At 46.7% G+C, this 26,645-nt stretch carries 25 protein-coding genes and 1 tRNA gene; 8 read left to right on the top strand and 18 right to left on the bottom strand.

Annotated features, from left to right (window positions below):
- Positions 1-245 precede the first annotated feature (245 nt).
- Both VV1_RS17630 and vmeZ read left to right on the top strand, forming a co-directional pair.
- The gene (locus VV1_RS17630) at positions 246-1,373 is read left to right on the top strand and encodes an efflux RND transporter periplasmic adaptor subunit (RefSeq protein ID WP_011081477.1); all 1,128 of its coding nucleotides are present in this window, start codon (positions 246-248) and stop codon (positions 1,371-1,373) included.
- Between the two features lie 9 nt (positions 1,374-1,382).
- Positions 1,383-4,535: a multidrug efflux RND transporter permease subunit VmeZ gene (vmeZ, locus tag VV1_RS17625; RefSeq protein ID WP_011081476.1), complete on the top strand. Its 3,153-nt coding sequence runs from the start codon at positions 1,383-1,385 to the stop codon at positions 4,533-4,535.
- Between the two features lie 78 nt (positions 4,536-4,613).
- Here the strand turns inward: vmeZ and VV1_RS17620 are convergent, their stop codons facing one another.
- Complete coding sequence (locus VV1_RS17620; RefSeq protein ID WP_011081475.1) at positions 4,614-6,302, bottom strand: methyl-accepting chemotaxis protein; 1,689 nt, start codon at positions 6,300-6,302, stop codon at positions 4,614-4,616.
- Positions 6,303-6,720: 418 nt separating this feature from the next.
- On the opposite strand from VV1_RS17620, the gene VV1_RS17615 reads away from it, so the two are divergent.
- Positions 6,721-7,323 carry a beta-phosphoglucomutase family hydrolase gene (locus tag VV1_RS17615; protein WP_011081474.1) on the top strand — a complete coding sequence of 201 codons (603 nt, stop codon included), beginning with the start codon at positions 6,721-6,723 and terminating at the stop codon, positions 7,321-7,323.
- Positions 7,324-7,398: 75 nt separating this feature from the next.
- Here the strand turns inward: VV1_RS17615 and bamJ are convergent, their stop codons facing one another.
- Both bamJ and VV1_RS17605 read right to left on the bottom strand, forming a co-directional pair.
- Complete coding sequence (bamJ, locus tag VV1_RS17610) at positions 7,399-7,872, bottom strand: BamJ family beta-barrel-assembly machinery protein (RefSeq protein WP_011081473.1); 474 nt, start codon at positions 7,870-7,872, stop codon at positions 7,399-7,401.
- A gap of 17 nt (positions 7,873-7,889) precedes the next feature.
- Positions 7,890-8,516: a thiol:disulfide interchange protein DsbA/DsbL gene (locus tag VV1_RS17605; protein WP_043921139.1), complete on the bottom strand. Its 627-nt coding sequence runs from the start codon at positions 8,514-8,516 to the stop codon at positions 7,890-7,892.
- Positions 8,517-8,734: 218 nt separating this feature from the next.
- Here VV1_RS17605 and VV1_RS17600 point away from each other — a divergent pair, with 218 nt between their 5' ends.
- Positions 8,735-9,331 (top strand): OmpA family protein, encoded by a 597-nt coding sequence (locus tag VV1_RS17600; RefSeq protein WP_011081471.1) that lies wholly within the window; start codon positions 8,735-8,737, stop codon positions 9,329-9,331.
- A 93-nt stretch (positions 9,332-9,424) separates the two neighbouring features.
- Here VV1_RS17600 and VV1_RS17595 read toward each other — a convergent pair whose 3' ends face one another.
- The 4 genes from VV1_RS17595 to VV1_RS17580 form a co-directional block, all read right to left on the bottom strand.
- Positions 9,425-9,784 (bottom strand): glutaredoxin family protein, encoded by a 360-nt coding sequence (locus VV1_RS17595; protein ID WP_011081470.1) that lies wholly within the window; start codon positions 9,782-9,784, stop codon positions 9,425-9,427.
- Between the two features lie 68 nt (positions 9,785-9,852).
- Positions 9,853-10,392, bottom strand: coding sequence for a hypothetical protein (locus tag VV1_RS17590; protein ID WP_011081469.1), 540 nt, complete (start codon positions 10,390-10,392; stop codon positions 9,853-9,855).
- Positions 10,385-10,924, bottom strand: coding sequence for a YaeQ family protein (locus VV1_RS17585; RefSeq protein ID WP_011081468.1), 540 nt, complete (start codon positions 10,922-10,924; stop codon positions 10,385-10,387). The genes VV1_RS17590 and VV1_RS17585 overlap by 8 nt, the downstream gene beginning before the upstream one ends.
- Positions 10,925-10,998: 74 nt before the next feature.
- Positions 10,999-11,208, bottom strand: a complete 210-nt coding sequence (locus VV1_RS17580; RefSeq protein ID WP_011081467.1) for a cold-shock protein — start codon at positions 11,206-11,208, stop codon at positions 10,999-11,001.
- Positions 11,209-11,667: 459 nt separating this feature from the next.
- Here VV1_RS17580 and VV1_RS24025 point away from each other — a divergent pair, with 459 nt between their 5' ends.
- On the top strand, positions 11,668-11,946 hold the full coding sequence (locus tag VV1_RS24025; protein WP_011081466.1) for an alternative ribosome-rescue factor A: 279 nt from the start codon (positions 11,668-11,670) through the stop codon (positions 11,944-11,946).
- On the opposite strand, the gene VV1_RS17575 is transcribed toward VV1_RS24025, so the two are convergent.
- Entirely contained in the window at positions 11,906-13,069 is a 1,164-nt protein-coding gene (locus VV1_RS17575; RefSeq protein WP_011081465.1) for a threonine/serine exporter family protein, read from the bottom strand. The genes VV1_RS24025 and VV1_RS17575 overlap by 41 nt on opposite strands.
- 311 nt (positions 13,070-13,380) lie before the next feature.
- On the opposite strand from VV1_RS17575, the gene VV1_RS17570 reads away from it, so the two are divergent.
- Positions 13,381-14,754, top strand: a complete 1,374-nt coding sequence (locus tag VV1_RS17570) for a transporter substrate-binding domain-containing diguanylate cyclase (RefSeq protein WP_011081464.1) — start codon at positions 13,381-13,383, stop codon at positions 14,752-14,754.
- A 114-nt stretch (positions 14,755-14,868) separates the two neighbouring features.
- Positions 14,869-14,943: transfer RNA gene (locus VV1_RS17565), tRNA-Gly, on the top strand.
- Positions 14,944-15,209: 266 nt separating this feature from the next.
- Here VV1_RS17565 and manA read toward each other — a convergent pair.
- The 9 genes from manA to VV1_RS17520 form a co-directional block, all read right to left on the bottom strand.
- The gene (gene manA, locus VV1_RS17560; protein WP_011081463.1) at positions 15,210-16,418 is read right to left on the bottom strand and encodes a mannose-6-phosphate isomerase, class I; all 1,209 of its coding nucleotides are present in this window, start codon (positions 16,416-16,418) and stop codon (positions 15,210-15,212) included.
- A gap of 104 nt (positions 16,419-16,522) precedes the next feature.
- Entirely contained in the window at positions 16,523-17,863 is a 1,341-nt protein-coding gene (locus tag VV1_RS17555; RefSeq protein WP_011081462.1) for an MFS transporter, read from the bottom strand.
- Between the two features lie 5 nt (positions 17,864-17,868).
- Positions 17,869-19,368 (bottom strand): signal transduction histidine-protein kinase/phosphatase UhpB, encoded by a 1,500-nt coding sequence (gene uhpB / locus VV1_RS17550; RefSeq protein WP_011081461.1) that lies wholly within the window; start codon positions 19,366-19,368, stop codon positions 17,869-17,871.
- On the bottom strand, positions 19,368-19,976 hold the full coding sequence (gene uhpA, locus VV1_RS17545; RefSeq protein ID WP_026130890.1) for a response regulator transcription factor UhpA: 609 nt from the start codon (positions 19,974-19,976) through the stop codon (positions 19,368-19,370). Before uhpA ends, uhpB begins: the two co-directional genes overlap by 1 nt.
- Before the next feature lie 136 nt (positions 19,977-20,112).
- Positions 20,113-21,510, bottom strand: coding sequence for a hexose-6-phosphate:phosphate antiporter UhpT (gene uhpT, locus VV1_RS17540; RefSeq protein WP_011081459.1), 1,398 nt, complete (start codon positions 21,508-21,510; stop codon positions 20,113-20,115).
- 232 nt (positions 21,511-21,742) lie between these two features.
- Entirely contained in the window at positions 21,743-22,003 is a 261-nt protein-coding gene (locus tag VV1_RS17535) for a DUF3012 domain-containing protein (RefSeq protein ID WP_011081458.1), read from the bottom strand.
- Between the two features lie 154 nt (positions 22,004-22,157).
- A complete protein-coding gene (locus VV1_RS17530; protein WP_011081457.1) occupies positions 22,158-22,775 on the bottom strand; it encodes a glutathione S-transferase family protein in 618 nt (205 codons plus the stop codon).
- A 9-nt stretch (positions 22,776-22,784) separates the two neighbouring features.
- Positions 22,785-23,816, bottom strand: a complete 1,032-nt coding sequence (locus VV1_RS17525) for an NADP-dependent oxidoreductase (protein WP_011081456.1) — start codon at positions 23,814-23,816, stop codon at positions 22,785-22,787.
- Positions 23,817-23,903: 87 nt separating this feature from the next.
- Complete coding sequence (locus VV1_RS17520; RefSeq protein WP_011081455.1) at positions 23,904-24,488, bottom strand: TetR/AcrR family transcriptional regulator; 585 nt, start codon at positions 24,486-24,488, stop codon at positions 23,904-23,906.
- Between the two features lie 425 nt (positions 24,489-24,913).
- Here VV1_RS17520 and VV1_RS17515 point away from each other — a divergent pair, with 425 nt between their 5' ends.
- On the top strand, positions 24,914-25,882 hold the full coding sequence (locus tag VV1_RS17515; RefSeq protein ID WP_011081454.1) for a calcium/sodium antiporter: 969 nt from the start codon (positions 24,914-24,916) through the stop codon (positions 25,880-25,882).
- 94 nt (positions 25,883-25,976) lie between these two features.
- Here VV1_RS17515 and VV1_RS25000 read toward each other — a convergent pair whose 3' ends face one another.
- Positions 25,977-26,117 (bottom strand): hypothetical protein, encoded by a 141-nt coding sequence (locus VV1_RS25000; protein WP_017791004.1) that lies wholly within the window; start codon positions 26,115-26,117, stop codon positions 25,977-25,979.
- Positions 26,118-26,645 lie beyond the last annotated feature (528 nt).

Here is a 26,645-nt window from a genome sequence, read left to right as displayed (position 1 = left end):
CTCATCAATCCGATGGAAAAAACGGTTCTTTAGCCGGTGAATCTTGCTCATGTCCCTCGTGCTTCAAGGGATTCGGTGTTACATCAGTTCAACAACTCGGTGCAGTTGATAACCTTCTTTTCTGCTCGTTTCAGACCTTTACAGTTTGAAACAGTTTTGATTTTTTATCTGATAGTTCTCGGACAATTCTTGTAGCAAGCTTGCGTATTTTAAACAAAACTCCGTTTTATAAGTATGGTAAATGTATGAAATTAAAACCAATTGTCGGACTTGTTGTGGCTTCGGCTCTGTTGGCAGGATGCGAGGACAAAACGCTTCAACAGCGTAATACGATGGCGCCTCTGGTCGTGACGCAAGAGGTACTGATGTTAGATTACCAACCCAGCAACGCCTATATCGGGCGTGTGGAAGCGGTTGAAGATACCAACATTACCGCACAAGTCTCTGGCTATCTGAAAGCTCGCCATTTTGAGGAAGGCCAGTTGGTTGAAAAGGGGGCGCTACTTTACACTATTGAACCATCGTCGTTTGAAGCTCAGGTTGCCAGTGCGAAGGCGTCACTGGCTCAAGCGAAAGCATCATTGAAGAAAGCGGAGTTAGATCATCAACGTGGCAAGAACTTGCTGCCACGTGGCAGTATTTCGCAGTCGGAATTTGATGCTTTGACTGCTGGTCTTCTGGGCGCACAAGCGCAGCTTGAAGCGGCAAATGCACAGTTGAAATTGGCAGACGTTAACCTTTCTTATACTCAAATTCGAGCGCCATTTTCAGGCCGCATTAGCGATTCCAAAGTCAGCACGGGAGATTTGGTTTCTCCTTCTGCAGGCATCTTAACCACCTTAGTCAGCCTTGATCCTATTCATACCGCATTCAGCATTAGCGAGCGTGAGCGTTTAGCTTTAGGCATTGAAAGAATTAAGGGAGATGGCTCTACACCATCGGCTGGTGTAGAAGTCCAGCTGCAACTGGAAAATGGTAAAGAATATCCGCATTTAGGGCGCTTGGATTACTTAGGTAATCGCATTGATACCAAAACGGGCACCATTGCATTGAGAGCGGTGGTGGCAAATCCCGATCATCAATTGCTGCCGGGTCAACACATCAAAGTCAATTTGCGAGAGAAACAAGCTAAGTCGGTGGTGGTGGTGCCGCGCCGTGCAGTGCAGACGGATCTTGAAGGGCATTTCGTGATGGTTATGACCCTGGGGGAGGTGGCAGAGCGTCGAAATGTCTCTTTAGGCGCACAAGTTGAGCAAGGTGTGGTGATTCGTGAAGGCTTGACGCAGGATGATGTCGTTATCACCCAAGGATTGCAGCGTGTGAGAAACGGCATGCAAGTGCGTGTGCAAACGCCAACCGAATCGAAGCAGTAAGGAGGCGTTATGTTAAGTCGTTTCTTTATTCAGAGACCCAAGTTTGCACTGGTGATCTCAATTATTCTCACGCTGGCTGGTGCCATTGCTCTGGCAGTCTTACCCGTTGCGGAATACCCCAAAATTAGCCCACCGTCGGTGAGCGTGACCGCGTATTACACCGGCGCGAGCGCCGAGGTAGTGGAACAGGCGATTGCGGATCCGATCGAGACCTCGGTCAACGGTGTGGAGAACATGATCTACATGTCGTCCAAGAGTGCCAACGATGGTTCGTACAGCCTAAACGTGACCTTTGATGTCGGCACCGATCCAGACATGGCACAGGTGAACGTGCAAAACCGTGTCGCCCAAATTGAGTCAAAGCTGCCGCAAGAAGTACGCATGGTCGGTGTGACAGTGAAAAAACGCTCTCCGGACTTGTTGATGGTACTGAACTTCTATTCGCCCGACGGCAAATATGACGATCAATTCTTAATCAACTACATCAACCTCAACGTTAAAGACCAACTTGCGCGCGTTAAAGGCATCAGTGAAGTAAACGTGATTGGTGGCGGTGAGTACGCGATGCGCGTTTGGCTTGACCCTGAAAAAATGGCCAACCTCAAGCTCACCACCTCGGATGTCTACTCGGCATTAAGCCAGCAAAACGTCCAAGTTGCCGCTGGGCGTATTGGTGCTGCGCCCTACAATAACCCTCAGGAAGTTCAGTTCAACCTAGTCACAAAAGGGCGTTTGGAGAGCGTTAGCGAGTTTGAAAATGTAGTATTGCGAGCCAATTCAGATGGTTCAAGCGTTTACTTAAAAGATGTCGCCAGAGTGGAATTGGGGAAAAAGTTCTACGATGGCAACGGTAAGTTCCGTGGGCGCGATGCGTCGATCGTAGCACTGTCGCTGCAATCTGATGCTAATGCGCTAGAAAGCGGCCAAGCGGTGATGGAGCTGCTTGAACGTTTAAGCGGCAATTTCCCTGCAGGGATGGCGTATGAAACCAGCTACGACACAACGGTGTTTGTGGCGGAATCCATCAAAGGGGTGGTGAAGACCCTGATTGAAGCAATTCTATTGGTGATTGCCGTGACCTACTTGTTCTTGGGGAGCGCACGTGCAACGTTGATACCGGTTGTGGCGATCCCTGTCTCACTGATCGGTACTTTTGCGGTTATGCTCGCCACCGGCTTCACCATCAACACCGTCACGCTGTTTGGTTTGATCTTGGCCATTGGTATCGTGGTTGATGATGCGATTTTGGTGATCGAAAACGTCGATACGACGATGGCGAAGGACCCAAGTATCTCACCACGCAAAGCCACTTTGATGGCGATGAAAGAGGTGACCGGGCCAATCATTACCTCTACGTTAGTACTGTTGGCGGTTTTCTTGCCAGTGGCGATGCTGCCGGGTATTACCGGCATTATGTACCGCCAGTTCGCGTTGACTATCTGTATCTCGGTGGTGATCTCGTCGATCAACGCCTTGACCTTGGCGCCCGCACTTTGCTCTTTGGTGCTTAAGCAGGGGGGAGAAAACACCGCAAATTGGTTTAAAACCTTCAACCGTGGTCTCGAGCGCGTCACTGAACGTTATGGCCAGGTGGCGGGATTCTTAGTGAAAAAATCACTGTTACTGGTGGCTTTTTTCATGGTTGCTGTCGCTGCGGTGGCGTTTTTTGCCAAAACCACGTCTACCGCTTTTGTACCGCAAGAAGATAAAGGCATCTTGCTGGTGAATGTGCAACTGCCAGACTCTGCTTCTTTGTCTCGCACCGAAGAAGTGACCAATCATCTTCTTAATATGGTGGAGCAAGAGCCGGGAGTGGATGGTGTGACGGTGGCCAATGGCTTTTCGTTTATGACGGGAGCTGCCGCTTCGAATGGCGCTTCACTGTTTATCAAGTTGCACGATTGGGAAATGCGCAACGGGCTAAATGGAAACCACTCGGCGAATGCGATTGCTCAGCGTATTAATGGCCGAGCAGCAATGGAGCTGCCACAGGCAGTTGTGTTTGCTATGGGGCCACCGGCAGTGCCGGGAATGGGCGCCGCTTCAGGTTTTGAGTTTGCACTAGAAGATACGCTGGGCCGAAGTCGAACCGATTTAGCGATGGTGATGGGAGAAATGATCCAAGCGGCGAATCAAGCGCCTGAAATTGCCTATACCTTTAGCACGTTTCGAGCGAATGTACCGCATTACTATGTCGATATTGATCGTGAAAAAGCGCAGCAACTAGGCATTCCGCTGTCGTCGATCTTCCAAACGTTACAGGGCAATCTTGGTTCGATGTACGTGAATGATTTCACTATGTTTGGCAAAAACTTCCGTGTGACGATGCAAGCCGATAGTGAACATCGCAGCAGTATGGACGATCTGTCGCGTTTCCACGTTCGTACCTCCTCTGGTGAAATGGTGCCACTCAGTACACTGTTGAGTTATGAACAGGTGTTTGAGCCCGATGTGGCATGGCGTTACAACATGTACCGCAGCGCCATTATTCAAGGCCAACCTGCACCGGGCTATTCCAGTGGCGATGCCATTGCGGCAATGGAACGTATTGCGGCAGAGCTGCTTCCTCAAGGTTACACCTACGAGTGGACTGGTATGGCGTATCAAGAAGTATTGGCAGGCAACCAAGCGATTTACGCTTTTGCACTGGCGTTAATTTTCATCTACCTGTTCATGGTGGCTCAGTATGAAAGTTGGACCATCCCGTTGGCGATTATTTTGGTGGTACCCGTGGCGACGTTAGGATCGTTCCTTGCGCTGAACTTAACCGGGACACCACTGAATCTCTATGCTCAGATAGGTTTGGTTCTGCTCATCGCTCTGGCTGCCAAGAACGCCATCTTGATTGTGGAATTTGCCAAGCAGCAAAGGGAAGACAAAGAGGTGGCCATCGATGAGGCTGCCGTTCAAGGTGGTAAATTGCGCTTCAGGGCCGTAAACATGACATCTTGGTCGTTTATTTTGGGGATTTTCCCGCTGATTTTTGCAGCAGGCGCTGGTCATGTGAGTCAAAACTCGCTGGGCATTTCTCTTGTTGGCGGCTTGCTGTGTGTGTTATTGGCCGGTACCTTCTTGATCCCAGGTTTCTATGCGTTGGTGCAAAGAAAGCGGGAGCAAGCACACGGAGGCAGCACCAAGCTCATTCCATTGGATGATGAATAGTGCGAAGAATCTTCTCTTCTGACAGATAGTAAAATGCCCCAACTGAGTTGGGGCATTTTTTTATTAGCATGAATGCTATTAACGTTGCCGAGTTTTAAACTGAGCGACCGCATTGTCCATCGAATGCGCTTGTTCGGAGACAAGGTCAACTTCTCTCAAACACTCTTGTGCTGAGTGCATGTTGTTTTCCGAAATGGTGTTCAGCTCGGTAATGGAGCCGCTTACTTGGCCCATAACCACACCTTGCTCTTCAATGGCTGAAGCGATGCGTTCAGAGTTGGCCTGAATATTGGTCATATCATTGATGATCTGGCGCAGGCTTGAATCAAGCTGCTCAGATGCATGTAGGGTTTCTTGGCCTTGTTCATTACATTGGTCGATATCTGATACCACTTTAGCCATTTGCGATTGGATCGCTGAGACCACCTTCGTGATCTCTTCTGTTGACTGATGGGTGCGGCTGGCTAGAGCACGAACTTCATCCGCAACCACGGCAAAGCCTCGGCCTTGTTCTCCAGCACGAGCTGCTTCGATTGCCGCATTAAGCGCCAATAGGTTAGTTTGCTCTGCTATGCCTTGAATGATCTCGACCGCGCCGCCAATTTTTTCGACATGGCCATTCAGTGAACCAATCGACTGTTGACTGTTAGCTAAGATGCCCGTCAATTGATCGATGTTTTTCACGGTCGACTCCACGACGTTACGGCCAGATTCCGCATTCTTCGCCGCTTGTTGTACACCTTCCACCGCAATATTGGTGCTTTCAGAAATCTCACCAATGGTTGCCACCATTTCTTGAACAGAGGTGGCCATCGTGCTGGTGTGATCCGCTTGAACGTGGAACTGCTCGATCACGCCTTCAAGCTCAGTGTGCATATTATTAGTGCTGCTGGTGAGCTGAGACGATTTTTCTTGGGAGCTGAAAATCAGCTGTTCGATTTTTTCCAACAAAGTATTCAGTTGTTGGCCAATCATCGTTAACTCATCGTTTCCTTTCAGCTCGCTTCGTAAACCAATGTTGTTGCTTTCAGAAATGGCTTTAATCGTGGTGGCAAGGGCATGGACTTGATTGTTAATCGAGCGAGAAATTTGCAAGATAACAATCACCAGCAGCGCCAGCAAACCGAGCGTGATGATCTGTTTTACCACACCCATTTCTTCTTCTTGAGTGGCATTGGCTTCATTCAGTGCTTTAGAAAATGATTTAAACTGCTCTTCAACTTGGTGGGAGAGATTGCGAACATCGCCCAGCAAACCTTTGTTGTAAGCGACACCAATAACCACACGCTGATTCACCACCTCTTTAGCGGCGCGAGTCAATGTTTGTGTGTTGCTAAGACCGGCAAGGAGGTTCTCTTGCAGATCCCCTTTGAGCGTCGCACTATTAAACTCGATGAGTTTCAATAATTGGTCGGCATCGGCATTCTGTTCAACGGCGTCCAGAGCAGTAAAGTAGCTGGCGAGCAAGCCTTGCTCGTTAGAAAGCCCTAAGGTTTGAGAAGCGGCAACAAGGGTCTGGAAGCCTTTCTGGTACTTGAGTAAGTCTTGTCTAAACTGGGCGCTGGATGGAAGGTCATTGGCGTCCAAAATAGCTTCCAACTGCTTTTCAGTGTTCACAAATATGTCGACGTTTTTATCAAACGAGCTGAGATATTTTGCGTCGCTTCGCAATAAGAAATCTTTTTCGTTTCGACGTAGGTTGAGGAGACGAATTTCCAAGTCACCGACCAACTTAATGGCCTGCTGTAATTGGTTGGATTTATCCACAAAGTGGTTTGAGGTGAATAGAAGGGTAATGATACCGAGAATGGCCTATTGCACCTAACGCATAGAGCTTCTGCTTGATAGTCATACTTAACACCTTTGATATGTAAGCAGTATATAATTTGGCGAGATTATACAGCGCTCACTTAAATTGACTAAATTATTAATAACTTTATTTGCACCTAGCTCTAGTTTTTTATCTTTATAACCCACTGTTAAATGGTTAGTTTTAATTTTGAGACAGTTCCAATACAGCGCCATTACCAAATACTAACCTTAATAGTGCATTTTTCCTTTTTGTTCACTTTTGTCTCTTTCAAAGGCCAATTTTTCATTAACTTTCTACGTACGGATTCCTAAAGATTCTTATAAGTGTAGAATCGTTTAATCAAAAATCACGAAATAAGAAAGAATTAACCTCATGAGTGAAATCCCTTTTAACGGCTACACCGGCTTTATTTTTGATATGGATGGCACCTTAATTGACACTATGCCGGCACATCTTATCGCTTGGGAAAAAACAGCAGAGCATTTTCAGTTTCCGTTTGAACAGCAGTGGATCCACAGCTTGGGAGGCATGCCGAGTTTTAAAATAGCCGCAGAGATTAATAAAAAGTACGGTTTATCGCTGGTAGCAATGGATGTTTCTCAATTCAAAATGGCAGCTTTTGCGGCATTGGATGAGCACGGAGACGCGATCGAATGTACACACCGAGTCTTAGAAAAGTATTTGGGTCAAAAGAAAATAGCAGTGGGAACGGGCAGCCAAAGAGAGAGTGCGATTCGTCTGCTGGCCAAAGCCAACTTACTTGATAAATTGGATGCGCTCGTCAGTGCCACAGAGGTGCAGAATCACAAACCGCATCCAGATACCTTTTTGTTGGCAGCGCAGCAATTGGGGCTGCCTGCAAATGAGTGTGTCGTTTTCGAAGACACCGAGCTTGGAAAGCAAGCCGCTCATGCCGCGAAAATGGACTGCGTGATGGTGGAAAATGGTGAGCTGGTGTTCTATCCGGTGAACTAAAAGCGCTTTGCAGCGAAAAACCACAATGCCACCTGTTGGTGGCATTGTGGTTGATGGTTTTGCATGCGTTTGGTGTTATTGAATTTCCAATAACTCAACATCAAAGATCAACACACTGGCTGGTGGAATTGGGCCAGAGCCGCCTTTACCATAACCTAAAGTGCTAGGGATAAAGAGGCGTACTTTCTCACCTTCAACCATATATTGAAGGCCTTCTTGCCAGCCTTTGATGACTTGGTTGAGATTAAAACTGATTGGCGAACCGCGCTCAACAGAGCTGTCGAATACAGTTCCATCCGTAAGCATGCCATGATAATGGACTTTAACTTTACTGCTCGCGCTAGGGTGCTTGTCGCCGTGACCTTTTTCTAATACTTGGTACTGCAGGCCACTTTCGGTGGTTATCACACCTTCTTTTTTACTGTTTTCTAGCAAGAATGCTTGGCCTTTTTCAAAGTTCACTTCTGCTGCTTTATGATTGTTCCAAGTGCGATAAATCATAAAAACCGCAAGCACTAGAATGATCAGGGGTAGGATTAATTTAGACACGTAATACCTCTATTCCGTTAAGGTTTGCTAAGCAAAAATTTGATGGTGTTACCGATTTCTTCCGCATTTTGGTGTGCAGAAGTGATGACTTGGTATTTACCGTTGACGATGAAAGTCGGTACCGAGTTGATTTGTGCGACCTGCGAAATCTCATCTGCGTTTTGGAACAACTCAAACATTTTTTCTTGCTGTGCTTTTTCAAGCTGGTATGGGCTTACCAAACCACGTTTCTCAAAAGCGGCTTCGAGCGCTTGCTGTTTTTCCACCCCAGACACTTCCGGCCCCATTTGGACTGCGGCAAAAAGCTCATTCATAAAGTCATGATCTGGGATGTCATTTAGCTGCATCACCGCGGTGTAGAAGATGAAGGCACTGATTTGAGCGCTGTCATTGAAAGTCACATGCAGTTTGCCAAACGTTTTGCCCGTTTGTTCTTGCAACTGGGGAATCACACTTTCCATTGTGCGGCAGTGGCCACAAGTCAGTGAGAAGACTTCGGTCACCTCAGGTAGCTGGTAACTTGTTAGAGATTTCGCCAAGGTTTTGTACTGAACGCCTTCAGTGGGTTGGTTATTGTCACTACAAGCGGCTAACGCCAGCGCAGCAAGCAAAAGCAGTGAGATGTGCTTAATTCGGTTTAGCATAATCAACTCAAAATAGTAGAAAATAGGCCTAAGTTTAACGGCTTAGCGGCAAGGCGAAAACCGATAATTTTTGATAACTTGCACTTTGAAACAATATCTCAAAGCTCTGGCGATGCTTTGGCAAGCAATCGTGATGAAAACCGAAGAAAAACCTAAAGATTTTGCTAACTGGTCGATACTATACAAGAGGACTAGTTAGAGCTTTTTGGGTTGTGCTGATGAAAAAACAAAGTTTGTTTGCATGTGTATTGTTGTCGGGGTGTGCGAATTTGATCGTACCGCCAAACATGCTCGATGTCGCACCGAAAACCAATGAGGAGTTGGTTTATCCTGAATGGGGTGGTGAAGAGGTTTCTCCTCCACCGCCTCAAATGATGCAAGCACAGAAGCCTCAGGTACAGTCAGACTCTTTACAATCGTTTCTGCAACGTAATGCGATTCAATACCAAATCTTACCTGGTGATCACATCATGATTCATCTTACGGAGACGATTCATTTCAAAACTGGTTCTGCGGAAGTTTCCCCTGTATCTGCTCGATGGATAGGGCTGTTAGGCAACTATCTGAATCAGAGAAGCGATGTGGATATTGTGATTGATGGCCATGCCGATAGCACGGGGACGACAGGTTTCAACAATTCTCTTTCTGAGCGTAGAGCAGAAGAGGTGAAAAAGCAGTTGTTAATGTCGAGAGTACCGGAATCCAGAGTCTATACTCGGGGTTATGGTGAATACCTTCCAGCCTGCAGTAACACCTCAATCAACGGACGCAAGTGCAACAGACGTGTCGAACTGATGCTGATTGTAACCAAATAACACAGCTGCAATACGAGCAAAAATAAGACGAACAAAAATGGCAAAAGGCACTTAACGTGCCTTTTTTAATATGTGCCTTGGGCAAAAAAACGCTTAAGGGAAAGTTTTCTCTAAGTACGCCACGATATCACTCGATTCATACATCCAACGTGTTTGACCGTTTTCCTCAATTCTTAAACAAGGCACTTTGATTTTTCCGCCGCCTTGCTCCAGTTCACGACGATGCTGTGCATCGTTTTTGGCATCACGCAGCTCGATAGTAACGGATTGTCGCTTCATCGCTCTGCGTACTTTGACGCAAAAAGGGCAGGCGGCAAATTGATAAAGTGCGTAGTGCGTTGCCTTCTCATCGACTTTGCTTTGTGCTTCAGGTGAGCGTTTGAGGCCTTTTGGCGAGAAGAGCGTGTCCACTAAAAGAATGAGTTTACCGAGAAACCAACGAATTAACTGCATGATAGACTTCCGTAATGTTTAAGTGGCGAAAGTCTATCAGGCTTTAAGATGTTATAAAACCGGGTGTTTTATGAGGATAAATGGTTAAGAAATCGCTGCCATAGGCTCGGTTTATCCTGTTGGCGTTGATAGAGCGCTTTGCCTTGATAGAAACTCTGCATCAACTCACTACGAATCACATCGGCGTCTACAGCGAGAAAAGGAGCCACGTGTTGCGCCGTTTCTGCTGCGTGATCATTGGCAAGGCTGAAATCCATCTTGAGACGGCCTTGAACGAAAATCCACAAGGTGGAAATCATCAGCAGGTCTTGCAACACCACATCGTTAAACTTGTCGCTGGATTGTGCGCCTAGTGAAGTTTGCAAAACGTCTTTCATGGCCAACCGACTTTCCTTGTCAGAAACAAATTGAGCCAGTATCTCAATATGGCTTTTAGTGAGAAGCCCGAGTAAATGGAGCGTGGTTGGCGTTTCGGGTTTGTTTTCGCATACTCGTTGAAACAAGGCATTCTGCGCATCGCAAAATCGTGCCAATGCATCCTGGTTGTTGTTGACGTACTCCAACGTGAATACGCCAGCCTCTGCCAGCGCGTCCTTTAACTCACTCATTGCTTTGCAGTACCTGCCAATCGACTTGTTGATGGAACGAATCGCCATCTATAAACACAGAGTTTCCGCTGATCATGACAGACAGCGAGCTGCCACGTTGTAATTGATTGGCGAGTTGTTCAATGGCATCGGCATCAAATTGGCAAACAGAAACGGGTAACTGTTGAAATTTGCCTTTGTGCTTTTCCCACCAAACGGAAGACTTCTGATTAAAGCTATAAACAAACACGGATTTAGCTTGGCGAGTGGCTTTTTTAATTCTATCGGCCTCAGGCTCACCGACGTCAATCCACACTGCGATCGAATCGTCGAGCTCTTTTTTCCAGACGTCTGGTTCCTCAATCGTGGATAGACCTTTGGTGAAAACAAGCTCTGGTTGAGCATGCAGGCAAAACGCGAGCAATCGGGCCGCGAGGCGTTCGACTTTTTCTGATGGATGCAGCGCGGTGGTGATAGACAAGGTATCGAAGTGATCGCGATTGATATCAGTGAGATTGATGCGGAATTTGTAGATGGTGGGTTTAAGAGCCATGGTTTCAGTTACTTATCTCTAGCCATAAAAATAGCCAGCACTATGGCTGGCTACCGTAAAAATGTCCAGTCTAATTAAAGCAGTGTGATCTCTTCTGCTTGAGGACCTTTTTGGCCTTGAGAGATGACGAAAGAAACTTTCTGACCTTCAGCAAGAGTGCGGAAGCCATCACCTTTGATAGCAGAGAAGTGTGCAAAAACGTCCGGGCCGTTTTCTTGCTTGATGAAGCCAAAGCCTTTAGTTTCGTTAAACCATTTTACGGTGCCGGTTACTGTGTTAGACATGTGTAAATCCTATCTCTTTAAAAAACTATTGAGTCGGGTTAGCGACTAGTATTGCTTGTAGAAAAAACTCTATTGTGTCGCACACCGAGGGTTTATATGTAATCCAGCGAAATGTGTAAAACAAAGACTTTCTTTCCAACCAGACAAGAGTCTAGGAGATCGGTTGCAGGAGTCAACGACTCACGCTAGGGAAAGTTAGAATCTTTGTAGCGAATCACTGTTTTGTTTCCAATTAATTAGTCTTTTTACAAAATAACGCAGCGTAAAACAGAGGCTTATTATATTTGTTGGGTTGGTTTGCGATATTTTGCAAAATCTTTGCCTGTCTCATCGGGCCAGTAAATGAAAATATGGCCCCTGTTTAAGTGTGTTTTTTAAGAGCGGGGAATTGACAGTGATGATATTTTGCCTTTCAATAGCGCGACTTTATAAAAGTCTCACCATTTATTTGAGGTAACGATGAAAAAGAAACAAGAATATCTCGCAGAAGTCAGTGTAGACACTGAAATCGGGCGAGGAACCATTAACGATAATGCATTAAAAGCATTAGTGACCAGCCAGCTATTTCGAACCCGTGTGGTCAAAGCGAAAAAAGGCAAAGGCAGCTTCCAACGAAAAGCGAAGCACAGAGGCAAAGAGCCCTACTCAAAGTTGATAAGAGAATCAGTTTTGAATAGGGCTCTTTCTTTATCGGCGCTTAGTGTTCAATTTTTGGTGAGTAAATCGCGTACGCGGTGATTTGTCCGGCCACAATCGCAGAAAACATGAACAGCGCTGAGAGACCAATACTTGGGATTGGTAGAATTGACTGCTCAAACACCGATTGGCTGGCGCTGATCAATACCCGGCTGCCAGGGACCAAAATAATAATGCCTTGTACGATATAGATAGAGCCAGTCAGCTCCATTTTCTTTGCCAACCAAGTGCCGTAAAGGGTAATTAGCACCGTGGTCACCCAAGTACCTACCACCCAGCCACTTTCAAAACCAAGGTAGAACGGTCCCCACATGCCCAGCATGGCAACAGGTAAGCCAAGTAAGATGTCTATTGGGCGCGCATTAAACAAAATGCCGAGTGAAATTGACAGCAAAAATAGACCGAAGATATGCATCCAAAACGGCACTTCATTGGTGTAGGAAATCGACTCCGCTTGTCCCCATATCGCTTCACCGATATTCAGCCCCATGACAATACCCACAAACAGCTTAATTAAGGTGAGCGCACTCTGGCCAAGTAAACTGGTGCCGGAAATTAAATCGTTAAAAGCCAAACATTCCAAAGAGTTAGCAATGGATAGGCCAGGAACAAACAAGATAACCGAGGCGACACACAGTGCCCAGACGGGGATCGGCAATCCACTGTTGGCTAAGTACGCGACACAAATACCAGTAAGCAGGGCAGAGAAAAATTCGACTGCAATAGAACGACGAGAATGGAACACTTGCTGGCAAAGCCATACCATCAGCCCCAGCAAAAACGCGATTCCCACCGCTTCTAATGTGCTGCCCACCAACATTAAATAGGCCGGCGGTATGCCCATGTTTGCCATCGCAATCACCCATTTGGAATAGCCAACGGGCTCAGGGACAGGTTCATGGCTGGGTTGGTTAATGCGAATAATGGTATTTGCCAGCAAACTTAAGTTGATGGATGCTGGTTTTAGGCGTTTCATGACGACGGTGTTGTTTTCATCAGAAAACTGATAGTTAATCGCGGTTGGCGTCGCCTGAATCATGACATCAACATCGTGTTTTTGCGCATAGTATTGAGCGTACTTTTCTACTTTGTAAGGCGCACAGCCACTACGATGCAGAGTATCTCCAATTTCAACGATTTTATTAATTCGGTACTGCGTTGGCATGTTAAATTGTGAAACGATCAAAAATGGCGATAAAGTAGCAGAGACGTTAACACTTAGCGAGATCTTTAGCTCATTTTTGTCATAAAATAATTTATAAAAATCTCTGTTGCTTAGAGTTATTATTCTATCAATAATTGAAAATTCTAACGTTAACGATATCACTACAAACTCTAGAACAACGCTTATAATTGACATGTCGCTTAATTATTTTAATGGCTTCGTTGTACTGACCATATGAATTTGGCGTGTTCATCAATGAGAAATAGCGGACGAGAATTTCTCCTCCTGACAAGGTGCACTCACTTAAAACAATGATGAAAAAATCCGCAATATTACTGCTTGCGTTCAGCTTAATTGGCCTGTTTTCCATTTTTGTTAGCGCTAAAGAGCAAGAAAGAAAAACGCTTCGAGTCACCAATTCCAAGGCTTGGAAGCCGTTCTCTTATCTAGCAGAAGATGGGAGTCCAAGAGGCATCTTGATTGATCTCTGGAAGCTGTACGGTGAGCAAAATGGTGTCGACATTGAGTTTGTACTTGTGGATTGGAATGATTCGTTAACCGCGGTGGAAGAAGGCAAAGCAGACGTGCACGCTGGGATGTTGTGGTCTGAGCCAAGAGAGCTAAGGTTTGATTTCGCTGAACCTATTATGACGATCAATACTCAGCTCTATCTAAGTCAAAGGATCATCACGACAGATCTCAACTTTTTTCTCACTGGAGACGGTAATCGAGGTGTGGGTGTGGTGGAAGGGGGTTATGAAGAGTACTTTGTTCAAACTCATTTCCCTAAGTTACCGCTGGTTAGATTCAAGAATAACCGCTTGATGATGGAGGCGGCGTTTCGAGAAGAAATCGACGCTTTTGTTGCCGATCTCCAAGTCGCTAATTTTTATATCTACACCACTGCTCAAACCGTCACTTTTATTCCTGCACTTTATCTCTATTCCGGTGAGATTCGCCCAGCGGTAGCAGAGGGGAGTGCACTGCTTTCGACCATTAACGCCGGTTTTAAGGTGGTGGGGGAAGAATTGATAGAGCGAACGATCACCAGTTGGATCACGGTACAAACCGTCTACCCGAAATTTTTGTTCCCTTCGATACTTGCTCTTTTTGGGCTGACTTCCCTTGCTTACATCATCGTGCTGAAGCGAGCCGTCAAAGCAAGAACCCGCGAATTGCAGTTGGCAAATGAAAACTTGCTGCAACTCTCACAACAAGACTACTTAACCCAAATCAGTAATCGCCGTCACTTCATGGAGCAATTGAAAAACCTTTCACCTGAAGCCGTATCGGTTTCAGTACTGATTTTTGATATTGATGACTTTAAACGAATCAACGACAGCTATGGTCATGCGACGGGCGATCTGGTGATTCAAAATGTGGCGACGCAGGTGGATGAAACGTTGCCGAGTGACGCGCTTTACGCTCGTATTGGTGGCGAAGAGTTTGCCATTGTCGCGTTTGGTTTGGCGTTTACTGATGCACAAGCACTGGCTAAAAAGGTGTGCCATGTGGTCGAGAAGCTCACATTTAATAACGTTCCCGAAGGCGTGACTATCAGTTTGGGCTGTGCGTATTACCCGTTTTCCAATGGCCATATCGACCTAGGGATGGCTGATAAGTTGATGTATCAAGCTAAGCGGCTTGGCAAAAATCAGGCGTGCGTTGCTCGATTATTTGACTGAGTGCACGCAATTTGAGCATCTAGGAAAGAAGTTGGTGCTGAATTAACCGATTGAACTTATTAGGGCTTTTCTTTTATCTAAGTTGTGGCATAGTAGACCCCGTCCTCACGATGCGCGGGCATCGTATAATGGCTATTACCTCAGCCTTCCAAGCTGATGATGCGGGTTCGATTCCCGCTGCCCGCTCCAATTCTCTGATTCAAAATCAATAACTTAATCTGAATTTCTTAGCTAAGCTAACAGTGTTACTGTTGGATTTCACGATCTCATTTGGCTACAGAATTTTGCTCATCCGTTTCGTCTCATCAAGTTGTTCCTACTATCAAGTTGTTCCTACTCTTCTGTTTTTCAGTCTATCGGTTTGCTATTTCTGGGTGCGATTTGTTTGCTTGGAAGTTATGTGTCAGAAAAAGTGACAGAAACGCAGCTCTGCCACTTTCAAATGCATTTACTATTTAACCATTAAACGCACGAGCGATACGCCCAGAGCTTGAGATGGCGTAAGTCTTGACGTACGCCGGAATAAAGGCCGATTGCCCTTTGCTTAATGTTAGGGTTTCACCGTTGGAGGCCACTAAGGTCAAATCGGCATCAATGGCCATGAGTATCTCGGCGCTCGACATTGCCATGGGCTGATTCTCTGGCTTTGACAGTACCGAAAACTGAAAGTCCTTTACTGGCACGGGGAAGTGATGCTCACAACCGACAATGTGCGCGTGGGTGAGCAAGCTCTCTACGGGTTTGGAGACAAAATCGGTGCATTTCACCAACTCTTCCACATCCATATGTTTGGACGTTAGGCCAGCGCGTAAAACGTTGTCGGAGTTTGCCATGATCTCAAGCCCGGTGCCTTTAATGTAGGCATGAGGCGTCCTTGCGTTTAAGAACATTGCCTCTCCGGGTTTGAGTGTTATCACGTTCAGGAGCAATGGTGCGAACAAGCCCACATCATTGGGATATTGCTCAGCCAGTTCAATGATCAGCTGGCAAGTGGGTTGTTGTTGATTGAGTGAGGCATACGTAACCAGCTGATCGAGCGCGTTTTGTTTACGAAGCTTGCTCATCGAGAGCAGCTCGATAAAAAAGCGTCGTAAGCCAGCTTCATTGGTGTTTTGCTCAAATTGCTCGAGATACGTGTTGATCTCCGGGATGTGACATTGGCGAAATCCCACAAGGATCTCCTCGAAGGGTCGGAAGCCGTTCATCGCTTGATAGTCGGTGAGGGCGTAGACCAACTCGGGCTTGTGGTTGGCGTCTTTGTAGTTGCGCCAAGCGGCATCTAGTGGAATGCCCAGTTGCTCTTCTCTTGCAAAACCAGTTTGCGCATCGCATTTACTCGGATGAACTTGAATGGAGAGGGCGCGCTCTGCTGAAAGGATCTTAAACAGAAACGGTAAATCCCCATATTGCTTCGCGGTTGGCTCAGACAGAAAGGCGACTTGGTCGTGCTGGATCAAATCGGCGAGCGAAAGTGAAACATCGCTTCCTTTAATGCTTGAGCAGCCATTGGGGTGCGTGCCCATCCAAACTTCGGCTTGCGGGCGATGATCGTCGTTGGCGAAGCCAAACAAATCGTGAATAGCAGAGCGGCTTCCCCAGTCGTAGTTTTGGATCTTATTGTCCATTTTGAAGAAGCATTTTGATGAAATTGTGTTCAAATTCATGAATTTTACCCGTAGAAAACCCTCCGAACTGAATCGGAAGCAAAAAATTGTGGTGGAAGCGGTGGTGAGCGTTTAGCTCACCTTAAGTAAGAAAGAGGTTGTCTCTATAAGCGAAGTTTGGGGGCCAGTGGTTTACGAGACGGTTGAGCTTGAAGAAAGGGCAGCAACAGTAAGCCGATCACCGCCGCACAGATAGAGATGGTGACGAAGAAACCGGTCCAGCTGTATTCTTCCAAAATCAGTGCAAGCGGGTAGCCAGACAACGCCGCGCCCATGTAGGCAAACAGACCAACAAAACCCGTGGCTGCGCCAGCTGAATCTTTGTGAGAACACTCAGCGGCTGCCATGCCGATAAGCATTTGTGGGCCAAACACGAAGAAGCCAATAGAGAATAAACCCGCCGCTTGAAAGGCAAAGTTGGTTAACGGCATTAACCACAGCGCAGCAACAGACAAGAAAATACCGGCGGCAAATAGCAGATTCATCGGACCGCGGTTACCACCGAACAGTTTATCCGAGCCCCAACCTGCTACGAGAGAACCAACAAAGCCACCGATCTCGAACATCGACAATGCAGCGTTGGCGTTGATCAGAGAGTAATGGTGTTGCTCGGTAAGGTAGAGATTGCCCCAGTCATTGATTGCGGTGCGCACGATGTAAACCAGTACATAGCTAAAAGCGAGCAACCAAATGTATTTGTTGTTGAAAACATAGTGCGTGAGAATTTCGTGATAGCTGAGTCCTTGGCCATGTTTCTCTTGAGCCAGTTCGAGCGCATCATGACGCCACTGACCGACGGTTGGCAGCCCCTGAGTGGTGGGTTTATCTCTTAATCGCCAGCAAACAATAAGGCCAAGTAACACGCCGATAATGCCAGGAACAATAAAGCCTTCACGCCAACTGAAATGAAAAGTGAGGTAGCCGACCAATAATGGGATCAGTGCGCCACCCACGTTGTGGGCTGTGTTCCAAATTGCCCACAAGAAGCCGCGTTCTGAGCGCGAATACCAGGTGGTGAGGAGTTTGGAACAAGAAGGCCATCCCCAACCTTGGAACCAAGCGTTGAGCACCCACAAGATGGAAAGCGCAATCAGCGAGCTGGAAAAACCAAACACGATATTGATAATCCCTGAGGCGATCAGGCCCACACCCATAAAATAACGTGGATTAGAGCGGTCAGAAATGGTCCCGGAGATAAACTTCGATAGGCCATAGGTGATGTAGAAAAGTGTGCCGATTAAACCGAGATCGCCTTTGTCTAAGCCCAAATCAACAATCATGGCAGGCGCGGCGTAGTTGAAGGTTTTGCGAGTGAAATAAAAGCCCGCGTACCCAATGTACATGCCGATCATGATATGCAGTCGCCAGTAACGATAACGTTCATCAACTTGGCTTTTGTCCAAGGGAGCTTGTGTGTAGCTCGGAGATTGAAACAGTCCAAACATACGCGTTACACCTTCGGCAATGTGATGGCAATTTGCGCGCCAGTCACTTGGTCGTTAAGAGAATAGATATACATTTTTCCGCCCAAAGCTTGCACGCGCTCCTGCATACCGCGAATGCCCATGCCTTTCATGCACTCTTCGGTTTTAAAGCCGATACCGTTGTCTGCAATATTGAGAGAAAGCTCGTCCCTAATGGACAGTTCGATAACGATGGACGTGGCTTCCGCGTATTTGGCGGCATTGTTCAGTGCCTCTTGGCACAAACGGAAGAGGGTGACTTTCAAAGTGTCACTGAGCGAGTGGTAATCGCCTTGCCAATCGAGTTGAACTTGTGTGCCATGATTATCAAATTCCAATTCGCGAGTGAGCTGCTCGACGGACTCCTTCAAATCCAAATCATCCAGCATCTTTGGTCTCAACTTGCTTAAGAGACGCTTAGTGGTGTCGTAGACATTGAGAGAGAGCTGCTCAATGGTGTCGGCACAACGAATGTTCATTTCGAGGTTGTCGATACGTTTGATGATGCTCGCTTGCGTTCGAATTGCGGTAATGTTTTGGCCAATTTCATCATGAAGTTCTCGCGCCACATCTCGGCGTACCGATTCTTCCGCTTGAATCAACTGACGGGAGAGCGTTTGGTTACGCGATAGCTCTCCGCGCAGTTGTTGGTTGAGATCCTTCTGTTTTTGCACCGCCAAGCCGAGCATGATGCCGGTTAAGGTTTGTGCTGACAGAGATAGCAACAAATCGGTGATTTCTAAATTGGAAACACCACTGCGTGCAGCAATCAGCGCCACACTGTTCAGCATGGTGGCCAATAGCGCGCCTTGCCAGCCGTAGCGTAGCGCCAACACGATGATCGGAATCGCCATGCAAAACGGCGCGAATCGTTTTAATTCATCCGGCAAACTGGTTTGAATCAAAATACTGGTGATGAGTAACACCGTATACAAAACGATGTGGCGCACCTTAAATTCCACGGTATTGGCGAGCAGGTTTGAGGTGAGCGGAGACCATGGACTTTGAAACAAATAGTTCCAGAGCAAATAACACATAGGCAAGAGCATCAAACCGCCAGTAACGCTGGCAAGCCAGACCATGTAGACCGATTGAACATGAAAACCCACGGCCAGCACGTTGATGGACGCAGTGATGACAATAATGACCGCCATGATCGCCAAATGCTGGTTGTGATCGCCTCGGTAGTATTTCTTCGCTAGGCAGACAACCGGGATGCTTAAGACGCTCGCGACCAACACCATTAACCACTGTGGCTGATCAAGCAATAAGGCCAGCGCAACGGTTAATCCCCATTCCGCCAAGTAGATGGTTGGCCAAAATCGGGTGTGAGTGTGTAGCGTGATGCCGAGTCGCAGCGCAAATGGGAACAGCAAAATAGCCAACTCTGCGTCATTGACAAAGTAGTAGGCGATCACCCACAGACAAAACCAAGCACAAGCGGTCATGAAAAAACCGCACAGTGATGTGATGGTGTAACTGCGCATTAAAATGACTCTTGAGAGAACAGTTTTGCCAGCTCGACGTTGTTTTTTACGCCCAGCTTGTCGATGGCGTTAGCACGGTGAACATGAACCGTTTTGTGGCTTAACCCCAGTTCGGCAGCGATGGACTTCACATCCAACCCTCGCGCTAGCAACTGACACACTTCGTTTTCTCGGCGCGTGAGTTGGGTGAGGCTGGTGGCTTTATCGTTCGGTGTGGCAAGCTTCATTGCGATGTCTGGAGTAAGGTAACAACCACCTGCCGCGCTGGTTCTCACCGCTTGAACCAGTTCATCAGGGCTGCAACGTTTGCTTAAATAACCTTTGGCACCCAGTTTGAGCGATTTTTCCACCATGGCAGGGGAGTCGTGCACGCTCAACATGATGCAGGCAATGCCGGATGGAATTTCACTGAGTAACGTTAGGCCGCTTTCATCCGCCATTGAGATATCGAGAATCACAACATCTGGCTTGCACGCAGGTAAGCCGATTCGTGCGTCCGCGACGGAGCCAAATTCTCCGACAACGCAAATGTCCGCCTCAAGATTTAATAGTTGGGCAAAACCAGAACGAACAATGACATGGTCATCCACAAGCGCTACGTTAATCATCATAACAACCACATTTCAGCAATACACAAACGACAGCGAGCTCATACGAGCTCAAGTAAAAACGGACTATGATACTAAATCGACATCTTGGTTTTAATGATCTAGCGCGCTTTGCAGGACAAAGCGCGCTGATGAATTAAGACTGGCTGGCCGCGAGTTCAAGTTTCTTCTTGTTATGTCGAATCTTTTTCTCTTCTGCGATAGCAACGAAGGCAAGAAGGACAATACAAATCATCGCTGAGGTATCCAGTGCCGCGAAGGTGCCTTTCCAACCGGTCAAACCAAAGATTGGTGTACCGTCTGCAATCATACCAAGACCAAGTTTGGCAAAGCTGTCACCGATTAGGTAAGCGAAGGTGCCTTTTACGCCATCTGCCACACTGATGGCTTTCTTAGGAACAAAGCCAACCGCAGCAACACCGATAAGCAGTTGAGGACCAAACACGAGGAAACCAAGAACAAATAGCGATGCTAAGTACATGAATTCGCTTGTTGCGTGTTGGTAGAACTCAAGGGATACGATGATCAAAGCAAGAGACACACACGCCACTAAAGCACGACGACCGTTCGCCAAGTCAGAAAGGTAACCCCACATTAGCGTACCGACGAGTGCGCCCACTTCGAATAGGGTAAAACCGGAGATTGCCGCTTCTTTTGATAGACCAAGTTCTTGGTACGCGTAAACCGTTGACCATTGGTCGATACCGATACGCACGATGTAAAGGAAGATATTGGCAAAGCAAAGTAGCCAGATCACTTTGTTTTTCAGTACATACTCAACAAAGATCTCTTTCTTGGTCATTTGATTTTCTTCAGCCGCAGTATCTTCTTCGCTGATGGCTTCATCAAAAAGTTCTTCAACTTTACCTAGGCCATAAGCCTCAGGTGAGTCACTACCAAAGCGCATGCCGATGAAACCAACGATGATGGCGATGATAGAAGGGAAAACAAACATACCAATGACGTGGCCATCGAATAGGTAGTTAGCACCGAACAGGGCAACACCAGCCGCACCAGCACCACCCACGTTGTGCGACATGTTCCAAAGACCTAGGTAAGAACCACGTTTGTTGCGTGGTGTCCACTTCGTGATGGTTGAGTAACTAGAAGGGCCACCCGTACTTTGGAAGAAACCACTGAGCGCGTAGAACGCCACCATCAAGAACAAGCTGGCGCTGCCACCGCCCATGCTGAAGCTGAAACCAAGCATGGCAAGACCAGAAAGGATCAGCATGAAAGGGAGAAACTGCTTGGTGTTTTTGCCGTCAGCGTAGTAGGAAACGACGGTTTTACCGATACCGTAAGTAATCGAAAAACCAAGACCAATCAGACCCAAATCGGTCATGCTTAAACCGTAAGTGGAGATCATGTCGTTTTGCGCGACGTTGAAGTTTTTGCGGATCAAATACATGGTCAAGTAACCAATAAATACCACAAGGTAAGATTGGATAAACGGCTTAAACCACATTTTGCGTCTTACTTCGACTGGAAGGTCGAGGGTCGGCTTCCGCACTTGTTCAAGGAATTTTAACATTGTGAACTCTCTTGTCATTGTGTCGTACACAGGTGAACTTTTGTCATTAACTGGCGACGATTCTAGAGAGCGAAAGAGCAAACCACATGAGAGGAGGGCTTAGATCGCCTAGGAAAAATTCCTAGAAACAGTAAAGTTGGAGAGAAAGCGTGAAAAGAGTCACATTGAATATAAGAGAGGGATCTGAGAATCAAAGTAAATCAGAGCCAAAGGTGGCTCTGATATCTAACAACTAAAGTACGCAATACTTAGCGTAAGAGGTGGCTTCTTTAGCCGTCCAATCGCCTTTGGATTTTTCATCCATATCTTCACACCAACTCTTGCTACCAATCTCGTTGTTGAGTAGGCAGTGCTTGGCAAAGTCTAGCGTATTTTGTCCATTCCATTCGCTTTTCGGCTTATCGCGCATGTCGTTGCACCAGCTTTCACTGCCTACTTCACTGCAAGCTGAAAGGGCGAGTACGCTTAGCAGGGCCAATAATGTTGTTCTCATTACTTCCTCATTTTTGAGTCAATTTCTTTGCTCGCTACTATACAGAATGGATTGGGGTTTGTGTTAAATCATCGCGAAAATAGGTGGTTTTATTCGCATTAGAGAAAAAAAGCCAGCCGTATCAGCGGCTGGCAAAGGCAGTGTTTAAAAGGCATTAATTGTATTGTTGTTCCAGCGCTTGCGCTTTAACAAAGCTTGGGTGGCTGGCGAGTGTATCCGAGTAACGGGCAAGGTTCGGATACTGCTCAAGCAAACCAAATTGCTGCACAATCTCGACAATGAACGAGTTCATGATGTCGGCACCGGAGAGCGTCTCACCAACAAGGTAGTTTTTGCCCTGCAAGCTTTGGTCGAGATAACCCACCACTTTGTTGATCTCCGCATCTGCGTACTGAGCAAGAAACTGCGTTTGCGCGCCATCTTTGGTTAAAAAGACTTTAAGCAGCAAAGGCAAAATGCCGGAGCTTTCCGCAAAATGCAGCCATTGCAGATATTCCACGTACTCAGCGCTCTCTGGTGCTGGAGCCAATCGCAGTGGGGCGTGTTTGGCAATGAGGTATTCGGTGATCGCGCCTGACTCAGCAATCACTTTACCATCGGCTTCGATGACCGGTGATTTGCCTAGTGGGTGGATCGCTTTCAGCTCTGGTGGTGCTAAAAACGTCACGCTGTCTCGCTGGTAGGCGACAACTTGATAGTCAACGCCCAGCTCTTCCAGCAACCAAATGATACGCTTTGAACGGGATTTGTTGAGATGATGTAGAGTGATCATACCTAGCTCCTAGCGTGGTTGATTGGTTTGGACGACCATTTTGCCGAAGTTTTTCCCTTCAAGCAGGCCAATAAAGGCGTCAGGCGCGTTTTCCAGCCCTTGGACAAGATGTTCACGATAGTGAATTTTTCCTTGTGCTAGCCATTGGGTCATGTCCGCGGCAAACTCACCATAGCGATGGCCGTAATCATCAAAAATGATGAAACCTTGCATCTTGATGCGTTTGATCAACAGTTGCGCCATCAGCATAGACATGCGATCTGGACCTTCTGGTAGAGATGTGGCGTTGTACTGGGAAATCAAACCACACAGTGGAATGCGCGCACCAGTGTTAAGCAACGGCATCACAGCATCAAAGACCTTTCCGCCGACGTTTTCAAAATAGATGTCGATTCCGTTGTGGCATACTTTTGCTAATTGCTCGGCAAAGTCAGTCGCTTTGTGGTCGATACATTCATCAAAGCCCAGTGTTTCTTTAGCAAATTGGCATTTTTCTTCGCCACCGGCGATACCAATGACGCGGCAGCCCTTGAGTTTACCAATTTGTCCCACCATAGAGCCGACCGCGCCTGTTGCTGCGGCAACCACCAATGTGTCCCCTTCTTTGGGTTGACCAATATCCAATAGGCCCATGTAGGCAGTAAATCCAGGCATGCCCATCACACCAAGTGCATAAGAAGGGTGGCTAGGCTGTTTGCCTAATTTGATCAAGCCTTCACCGTCGGATAGCGCATAATCTTGCCAACCTGTGTAAGCCAACACCCATTCACCCACTTCAAACTCGGCGTGGTTGGATGCTTCAACTTGGCAAACCGTGCCACCGACCATGACTTCATCGATACCAACGGGTTCGGCATACGATTTGGCATCACTCATGCGGCCACGCATGTAGGGATCGAGTGACAGATAAACAGAGCGTAGCAGCATTTCACCTTGGGCTGGCGTTGGGATGTCACTCTGTGTAAGCGCAAAGTTGTCTGCGGTTGGTGCGCCTACTGGGCGGGACGCGAGCACGATTTGACGGTTTGTAGGTTGAGTCATCTATTCTTCCTTTATTAGACCGGTCGTCTAGTGTTTGTTTCAAAAAATCCCGCCAGCAAGGCGGGGTGTCGATAACGTGTTTGAACGTTACCTTTTGAGTATCTGTTTGGTGCTGGCTAAGCACTGTTCTAAATGCGTTTGATCCTGCATTAACTTATTCAACAAGCTGGCACCTAGCCATTGTTGATAAAGCTGTTGTGCGGTAGCCGTGGCATTGTTTACCGAGATCGAACCATCATCAATGCCAGTTTGTACTGCGCTTGCCAACGCCAGAATAACGCGTTGTGCACCTTGCGAAAGTGTATGACGCATCGCTTCAGATAGGTCAGATACCTCAGCACTGAGCTTCACCACAAGACAGCGATTGGCATTACACACACCATTTTCAATGGAAAGCCAACGAGAAAAATACGAGATAAGGTTGTCAAAACCAGAGTCATTTTGCTGGTTAAAATGCGCCTCTAAGCGAGCAAGGTATTGATGAAAATATTCCTCAATCAATGCTTGGCCAAATTGCTCTTTCGACTTGAAGTAATGATAAAACGAGCCTTTCGGCACGCCTGCTTCTTTCAACAATTGCGACAATCCCACGGCAGTAAAGCCCTGGTTGACGACGAGTTGATAGCCAACGTCAAGAATGTGTTGGCGAGTGTCATTGGTTTTCGTATTCATGAGCGGCACTATAAAGGATATTAGACCAGTCGTCTAGTGTTTAACTGGTGTTTGATCTTATGACGATCAATTTGTTTTCTTTTCTCGTGGTTTGGTAATAGAATAGCGCCGCTTAAGGGAGTAGCCTTCCTCATGGTTTGAGGAGTGAATATCAACAGTCTCCGAGCTTAATGCTTGTGGTATTCACGTTCATCTGTTCTGGCAAGACTTAAGCAAAGTTTGAATTTGGGTAGCAATTCGAACTTTGCTTTGGTTTAAGCCTACCCGTAATGCGAGTAAACACACGAAAGTGTTGGCTTGTCATTGGGTCGTTCAGATGCAGAAACTCGCTTGATGCCTTTTCTCTTTCCCCTCGATGACACGCTTAAGTCTTCTTTCTCGAACCGTTTACTCGCCTGTGTGATTTATCTTTTCAGGATACAAACATGTTATTGGCAAGTGTTGCAATTGTATTGGGTTTTGCGCTTCTGGTTTGGAGTGCAGATAAGTTTGTCGAAGGGGCCGCTGCGAGCGCTAAGTATGCTGGCATGCCCGCATTATTGATTGGTATGCTGGTGGTTGGTTTTGGTACTTCAGCGCCAGAAATGGTGGTTTCGGCGATGGCGGCATTGGATGGTAATCCGGCATTAGCGTTGGGTAACGCGTTGGGTTCTAACATCGTCAATATCAGCTTGATTCTTGGTACCACTGCGCTGATCGCACCGATTGTGGTTCATTCCAACATCATTCGCAAAGAGATTCCGTTGTTGTTGCTCATTACCCTATTGCTAGGGGGCATGCTGTGGAATCAAACCATTAGCTTGATGGAAGCTTTAGTGCTGCTAGCGGGCTTCTTCGCCGTGATCGGTTGGTCTATCTGGAGTGCCATGAGAGCGAAAAAAGACGCTCTAGCGACGGAATTTGAACAAGAACTGGATGTACCACAGCTTTCCAAAGGGATGGCGATTTTCTGGTTGATCGCCGGTTTAGTTCTGCTGATCGTCAGTTCAAGAATGCTGGTGTGGGGCGCTGTGAACATTGCTCAGCAATTGGGTATCAGCGATTTGTTGATCGGCTTAACCATTGTGGCATTGGGAACGTCGTTGCCTGAACTCGCTGCATCGATTGTGGCTGCAAGAAAGGGTGAACACGATATCGCCGTGGGTAACGTTGTTGGCTCAAACATGTTTAACTCATTGGCGGTAGTGGGCATCGCAGCCAGTATTGAGCCGATCGAAAATATTGGTTTAGAAGTGTTTTGGCGAGATTGGTCAACCATGCTGTTTGTTACGTTGCTTTTGCTAGTGACCGCAGTGCGCTTTGGTAAAAAACAGACCATCACCCGAACGGAAGGTGCTGTGCTATTAGGTTGCTATGTGGTTTATAACGGTTACTTGGTTTACGGTGCGCTATAGGATTTCAACGGTAGATTAACCGCGAGAGCAAGTCGAACAATCCAGTTACCAATCAGAGTTGCGCATGGTAGAGCATGGTTGGTAACTGGAACACTTAAAGCGCATACTGTTTCTCGAATTCTTTCTGTTCCAAAATATCTTCGATTCGCTTTCGCGTTTGGTGCTGTGTGAGTGGTTTTTTCTCATCGACGTCCAATGTTTCTTTCTTACTTGCTTTCTCTTTCTTCTTATCCATTTTCGCTCTCTTTCAGTGTTTTTCTTTGATGTTATCTATTTATGGAATACACCTAAAAGACCGAGAATGCACCTATTTTATTTCCACTGAGTGAAAAAATACTGCCTTGGTTCGATTTTTCACAAAAATCAAAGTTTAAATCAAAAAGGCCGAGCTGAGTTTTGAGTACAACATGGCGCGTTAATATATCACTGTTAAGTTGATGTATTTCTGCAGACCAATTTAAATTATCTTTATAAATATTAAAGTTTATTTTGAACATGCTTTAAATTTTCTTCCTTTATGTGTTTTTCACGTAATAGTTGATACCAATGACGTTGGCGAGTGGTTCTACGAGACATAAGTCCTCCGATAAATTTGATTGAATGAATATACAAAACCAATATGACACAGATGTGTCTACTCCTGTTCTGTTGGCAACAAAAAAGTCTTTAAAACTGTCGACAAACAGATCAGAGGTATTGAATGAAGGTGATTGATTTTAAATGGATTAAACGATGGGGCAGAGCAGGAGATGGCGTGGCCGTG

Origin of the sequence: Vibrio vulnificus CMCP6 (assembly GCF_000039765.1) — a bacterium.
In the GTDB taxonomy this organism is placed as follows: domain Bacteria; phylum Pseudomonadota; class Gammaproteobacteria; order Enterobacterales; family Vibrionaceae; genus Vibrio; species Vibrio vulnificus_B.
The sequence above is the reverse complement of the archived record's forward strand: the minus strand, read 5'-3'. Positions and strand labels throughout refer to the sequence as shown.

Bases quoted from the DNA above. Each gene is read 5' to 3' on its own strand.
- VV1_RS17530 (WP_011081457.1), bottom strand. From the start codon at position 22,775: ATGATCACTCTACATCATCTCAACAAATCCCGTTCAAAGCGTATCATT.
- vmeZ (WP_011081476.1), top strand. From the start codon at position 1,383: ATGTTAAGTCGTTTCTTTATTCAGAGACCCAAGTTTGCACTGGTGATC.
- VV1_RS17575 (WP_011081465.1), bottom strand. From the start codon at position 13,069: ATGCCAACGCAGTACCGAATTAATAAAATCGTTGAAATTGGAGATACT.
- manA (WP_011081463.1), bottom strand. From the start codon at position 16,418: ATGAATTTGAACACAATTTCATCAAAATGCTTCTTCAAAATGGACAAT.
- VV1_RS17535 (WP_011081458.1), bottom strand. From the start codon at position 22,003: ATGAGAACAACATTATTGGCCCTGCTAAGCGTACTCGCCCTTTCAGCT.
- VV1_RS17580 (WP_011081467.1), bottom strand. From the start codon at position 11,208: ATGTCTAACACAGTAACCGGCACCGTAAAATGGTTTAACGAAACTAAA.
- uhpA (WP_026130890.1), bottom strand. From the start codon at position 19,976: ATGATTAACGTAGCGCTTGTGGATGACCATGTCATTGTTCGTTCTGGT.
- VV1_RS17630 (WP_011081477.1), top strand. From the start codon at position 246: ATGAAATTAAAACCAATTGTCGGACTTGTTGTGGCTTCGGCTCTGTTG.
- VV1_RS17570 (WP_011081464.1), top strand. From the start codon at position 13,381: ATGATGAAAAAATCCGCAATATTACTGCTTGCGTTCAGCTTAATTGGC.
- VV1_RS17515 (WP_011081454.1), top strand. From the start codon at position 24,914: ATGTTATTGGCAAGTGTTGCAATTGTATTGGGTTTTGCGCTTCTGGTT.
- VV1_RS17595 (WP_011081470.1), bottom strand. From the start codon at position 9,784: ATGCAGTTAATTCGTTGGTTTCTCGGTAAACTCATTCTTTTAGTGGAC.
- uhpT (WP_011081459.1), bottom strand. From the start codon at position 21,510: ATGTTAAAATTCCTTGAACAAGTGCGGAAGCCGACCCTCGACCTTCCA.
- VV1_RS17555 (WP_011081462.1), bottom strand. From the start codon at position 17,863: ATGTTTGGACTGTTTCAATCTCCGAGCTACACACAAGCTCCCTTGGAC.
- uhpB (WP_011081461.1), bottom strand. From the start codon at position 19,368: ATGCGCAGTTACACCATCACATCACTGTGCGGTTTTTTCATGACCGCT.
- VV1_RS17585 (WP_011081468.1), bottom strand. From the start codon at position 10,924: ATGGCTCTTAAACCCACCATCTACAAATTCCGCATCAATCTCACTGAT.
- VV1_RS25000 (WP_017791004.1), bottom strand. From the start codon at position 26,117: ATGGATAAGAAGAAAGAGAAAGCAAGTAAGAAAGAAACATTGGACGTC.
- VV1_RS17520 (WP_011081455.1), bottom strand. From the start codon at position 24,488: ATGAATACGAAAACCAATGACACTCGCCAACACATTCTTGACGTTGGC.
- VV1_RS17590 (WP_011081469.1), bottom strand. From the start codon at position 10,392: ATGAGTGAGTTAAAGGACGCGCTGGCAGAGGCTGGCGTATTCACGTTG.
- VV1_RS17600 (WP_011081471.1), top strand. From the start codon at position 8,735: ATGAAAAAACAAAGTTTGTTTGCATGTGTATTGTTGTCGGGGTGTGCG.
- VV1_RS24025 (WP_011081466.1), top strand. From the start codon at position 11,668: ATGAAAAAGAAACAAGAATATCTCGCAGAAGTCAGTGTAGACACTGAA.
- VV1_RS17525 (WP_011081456.1), bottom strand. From the start codon at position 23,816: ATGACTCAACCTACAAACCGTCAAATCGTGCTCGCGTCCCGCCCAGTA.
- VV1_RS17605 (WP_043921139.1), bottom strand. From the start codon at position 8,516: ATGCTAAACCGAATTAAGCACATCTCACTGCTTTTGCTTGCTGCGCTG.
- VV1_RS17615 (WP_011081474.1), top strand. From the start codon at position 6,721: ATGAGTGAAATCCCTTTTAACGGCTACACCGGCTTTATTTTTGATATG.